This window comes from Curtobacterium sp. B8 (assembly GCF_000333315.1).
In the GTDB taxonomy this organism is placed as follows: Bacteria; Actinomycetota; Actinomycetes; order Actinomycetales; family Microbacteriaceae; genus Curtobacterium; species Curtobacterium luteum.
This window is the reverse complement of the sequence record NZ_BACW01000671.1, coordinates 1-3844: the sequence shown is the minus strand read 5'-3', so window position 1 is coordinate 3844 and position 3844 is coordinate 1. Positions and strand designations below refer to the sequence as shown.

Annotated in this window: 5 protein-coding genes and 1 pseudogene; 2 read left to right on the top strand and 4 right to left on the bottom strand. The window is 69.8% G+C overall.

Annotated features, from left to right (window positions below; all coding sequences use genetic code 11):
• Nucleotides 1-46: 46 nt before the first annotated feature.
• Nucleotides 47-415, bottom strand: coding sequence for a twin-arginine translocase TatA/TatE family subunit (locus tag I59_RS17890; protein ID WP_022905046.1), 369 nt, complete (start codon nucleotides 413-415; stop codon nucleotides 47-49).
• A 64-nt stretch (nucleotides 416-479) separates the two neighbouring features.
• Here I59_RS17890 and I59_RS17885 point away from each other — a divergent pair, with 64 nt between their 5' ends.
• A complete protein-coding gene (locus I59_RS17885) occupies nucleotides 480-1112 on the top strand; it encodes an O-methyltransferase (RefSeq protein WP_022905045.1) in 633 nt (210 codons plus the stop codon).
• A gap of 37 nt (nucleotides 1113-1149) precedes the next feature.
• Here the strand turns inward: I59_RS17885 and I59_RS17880 are convergent, their stop codons facing one another.
• Nucleotides 1150-1890, bottom strand: coding sequence for an AAA family ATPase (locus I59_RS17880; protein ID WP_083882208.1), 741 nt, complete (start codon nucleotides 1888-1890; stop codon nucleotides 1150-1152).
• 109 nt (nucleotides 1891-1999) lie between these two features.
• Nucleotides 2000-2170 carry a DUF3117 domain-containing protein gene (locus I59_RS21680; protein WP_022905043.1) on the bottom strand — a complete coding sequence of 57 codons (171 nt, stop codon included), beginning with the start codon at nucleotides 2168-2170 and terminating at the stop codon, nucleotides 2000-2002.
• Between the two features lie 127 nt (nucleotides 2171-2297).
• On the opposite strand from I59_RS21680, the gene I59_RS17870 reads away from it, so the two are divergent.
• The gene (locus I59_RS17870; protein WP_042726901.1) at nucleotides 2298-3446 is read left to right on the top strand and encodes an AI-2E family transporter; all 1149 of its coding nucleotides are present in this window, start codon (nucleotides 2298-2300) and stop codon (nucleotides 3444-3446) included.
• Between the two features lie 104 nt (nucleotides 3447-3550).
• Here the strand turns inward: I59_RS17870 and I59_RS17865 are convergent.
• Nucleotides 3551-3844: pseudogene (locus tag I59_RS17865) on the bottom strand (hypothetical protein); the annotation flags it as partial.

The following is a 3844-nucleotide window of genomic DNA, read 5'->3' as shown; positions in this document are numbered from 1 at the left end:
CTCCAGGCCGTCGTCCGGTCACCTGCCGGACCGTCGGCCCGCGTCGTCAGGTGGCTTCGTTGTCGAAGGGGGCCGCCTCGCCGGCCGCGAGCGGCACCACGGGTGCCGTCGCGCGGACCTTCGACGCCGTGACCTGCGCCGTCTCGACGGCAGCGACGCTGCCACCGCTGTCGAGCAGCGCGTCACGGATGATGCGACGGGGGTCGTACTGCCGGGGATCGAGCTTCTGCCACTCGATGTCGTCGAACTCGGGGCCCATCTCGTCGCGCATCCGCTCCTTCGCGGTGTCGGCGAACCGGCGGACGGCCTTGACGAAGTCGGCGAGCTTCGCGGCGTACGTGGGCAAGCGCTGCGGCCCGACGATCAGGACAGCGATGATCCCGATGACCAGGAACTTCTCGAAGCCGTCGAACACGGTACGAGCGTAACCGGTCCGCCCCGCGCATCACCCGTAGAGTTGTCCTCCGAACGGAGTGTGCGTGTCAGAGAAAGAGTCGAACTGGAAGTTCGCCGAGGACATCGTCGCCGAACCCGAGACGATCGCCCGCGCGCGTGAGCACTCGCTGGAGCTCGGGGTCGAGGCGATCTCTCCTGCCATCGGTGCGCAGATCAGCGTGATCGCCGCGGCGTCGCGGGCGACGAGCATCATCGAGATCGGCACCGGGCTCGGCGTCTCCGGGTTGTACTTGCTCGCCGGCGCACCCGAGGCGACCCTGACCACGATCGACGTCGAGGTCGACCACCAGCAGGCGGCCCGGGACGCGTTCCTCGCCGCCGGTACCGCTCCCGCGCGCATCCGGCTCATCCCCGGGCGGGCGAACCAGGTGCTCCCCCGGATGAACGAGGCCTCGTACGACGTCGTGCTCGTCGACGCCGACCCGGAGCACGTGATCGAGTACGTCGAGCACGGGCTGCGGCTCGCACGCCTCGGCGGGACCGTACTGGTGCCGCACGCGCTCTGGCGGGGACGCGTGGCGGACCCGGTGAAGCGGGACCGCGCGACGACCGACTTCCGACTGCTCCTCACCGAGGTGTCGACCTCCGGTGCGGTCCGGAGTGCGCTGTCGCCCGCCGGCGACGGGCTGCTGCAGCTCACCAAGCTCACGGCGTAGTCGGGCTCCTCGGGTCACGTCGTCGGGCTCGTCAGGGTCAGTCGTCCTCGTCACGGAGGTGGCGCAGGTAGCGTTCCGGGGACTCGAGGAACGACCGCTGGTGCCGGACGAGGTCCAGGTCCTCCCACGCCGTGCGGCGGAGCCCCCACTCCCCCACCTCGTGGATCGTCGCGCCGGGGAACGCGGCCAGCACCGGTGAGTGCGTCGAGAGGATGACCTGGCCCACACCGCTCTCCACGATGGACTGCAGGAGGCCGATCAGGGCCAGGCACCCGGAGAACGACAGCGCCGACTCCGGCTCGTCGAGGATCCAGAGCCCGGGCCACCGCGCACGGTCGATGACGAAGTCGAGGAAGGACTCGCCGTGGCTGCGCTCGTGGAACACCGGCTCGGGTCGGCTCGGGTTCGGGTGCTCCTCGAGGTAGGTGAAGAACCCGTGCATGGTCTCGGCGCGGAGGAAGAACCCGCCCCGGGGAGCACCGAAGTCGCGACGGAGGCGGATGTGCTCGCACAGCATCGACTCCGACGGTCTCGTGGAGTGCCGCGAGCCCGTGCCGCCGCCCTCCGGCCCCATCCCGAACTGCAGCGCGATCGCCTCGACGATCGTCGACTTGCCGACGCCGTTGTCGCCGACGAACACGGTCACGGGGTCGAGGTCGAGCCCCTCGTCGAGCAGCTGCCGGACGGGCGGCAGCGTCGCCGGCCAGACGTCGCGGGGCATCGGACCCGGGTCGTTGAACTCCTCGACCCGGGTGATCGGCATGTGGGACCTGCGCACGAGGACATCCTGCCCGGCGCCACCGACGGTCCCGGTCCGGGCCCCGTCCGGACGCGACGGAGCCCGGAGCGTACGCGCTCCGGGCTCCGTCGTTCAGTGCTTCGACGGACTAGGCCGAGACGACCTCGGCGAGTGCGTCGTGGAGTTCCTTGGCCTCGGCATCGTTGACCGAGACGACCAGGCGGCCTCCACCCTCGAGCGGAACCCGCACGACGATGAGTCGACCCTCCTTAACAGCCTCCATCGGCCCGTCACCGGTCCTCGGCTTCATGGCTGCCATCAGATGTCCCCTTTCGTGCAGTACATGCCGTCCCATTATCCCGTATCGGAGGGGCAACTGCGAAACCGCCCAGGTTGGGGGTCGCGAAACGCGACGTTCTCGCGGCCTTCCTCCCTAACCTTGGCGGATGCCGAACATCCGCTCAATGCTCCGCGGAGCCGAATCCGCAACCGCCGAGGACTCCGTACCCGCGGGCATGCGCATCGCCGCGGCGTTCTCGTGGCGCATGCTCGTCGTCGGCGCGGCCCTCGCCGTCGTCGTCCTCCTCGTGGTGCTCCTGCAGGACATCGTCGTCCCGTTCCTCATCGGGCTGCTGCTCTGCGCGTTGCTCGTCCCGATGTCGTCGTTCCTCAGACGGCACCACTGGCCGAAGTGGACCGCGATCCTCACCAGCCTGGTCTCGGTGCTCGTCGCGATCGGCGGCCTCGGGCTCATCGTCACCGCGCAGATCCGGTACGACCTGCCGTCGCTCGAGAAGCGCCTGCACAACAGCATCTCCTCGCTGCAGACGCTGCTCGCCTCGGAGCCGTTCGGCATCACGGCCAGCCAGGTCAACCGCTGGATCTCGGACGGCTCCGACTACCTGCAGTCGCACGCCTCGTCGATCTTCTCGGGCTTCCTCGCCGCGGGCTCCGGCGCGATCCACGTCTTCGAGGGGCTGTTCATCATCGTCTTCACGACGCTGTTCGTGCTCATCGACGGGCCACGCATCTGGCAGTGGGTCGTCCGCATCTTCCCCCGACGTGCCCGCGCCCGCATCGACGTCGCCGGTCACGCCGGATGGAAGACGCTCACGAGCTTCATCCGCGTGCAGCTCGTCGTGGCGATCACCGACGCGCTCGGCGTGGTCATCGGCGCGCTCATCCTGCAGATCCCGCTCGCGATCCCGATCGGCGTCATCGTGTTCTTCGGCGCGTTCGTGCCCGTCGTCGGCGCGATCGTCGCCGGCATCGTCGCCGTGGTGATCGCGCTCGTGTTCAACGGCTGGGTGCCGGCGCTCATCATGCTCGGCATCATCGTCCTCGTGCAGCAGCTCGAGAGCCACGTCCTGCACCCGTTCCTGACCGGCAGCGCCGTGAAGGTGCACCCGCTCGGCGTCGTCCTCGGCGTCACCGCCGGCACGACGATCGCCGGAGTCGTCGGCGCGTTCTTCGCCGTGCCGTTCATCGCCACGGTGAACGCGATGGTGAACGCCGCGGCCGCGTGGCGCCCGGAGGACGGTGTGCCGCTGTCCGACATCGAGCGCATCGAGCGGCACGAACCGGCCGAGGACTAGCGGACGGCGCTGACGGACGGCGTCGGCGGGAGCGCCTCCCGTCGCGGCAGCCGCTCCGCGCGGTCAGCCGTGCTGAGCAGCCTCGTGCGACTGCGCCGCACCGATCACGGCGGCGTCCAGTCGTAGCCGTCGACCCACCAGTTCGCGTACAGCCACACCCACTGCAGCACGAGCGCGACGACGACCAACAGCACCCGGTAGGTCTTGGACCGCGGCAGCGCCACCACGGCGAGCAGCGGCGCGATGGGCAGCAGGATCCGCCACGTGCTCGACTGCGGGAAGAACACCGCGAGCAGGTAGACCAGGTAGGCGACCGCCCAGAGCCGCAGCTCGAGTCCGACCCGACGCGCCGCCGGCACGAACAGGAGCACTCCGACCGCGGCGAGTCCGATCGGGAT

What these genes read in the sequence shown, in the direction of transcription:
- I59_RS21680 (WP_022905043.1), bottom strand. Translation starts at nt 2,170, where the DNA reads ATGGCAGCCATGAAGCCGAGGACCGGTGACGGGCCGATGGAGGCTGTT.
- I59_RS17870 (WP_042726901.1), top strand. Translation starts at nt 2,298, where the DNA reads ATGCCGAACATCCGCTCAATGCTCCGCGGAGCCGAATCCGCAACCGCC.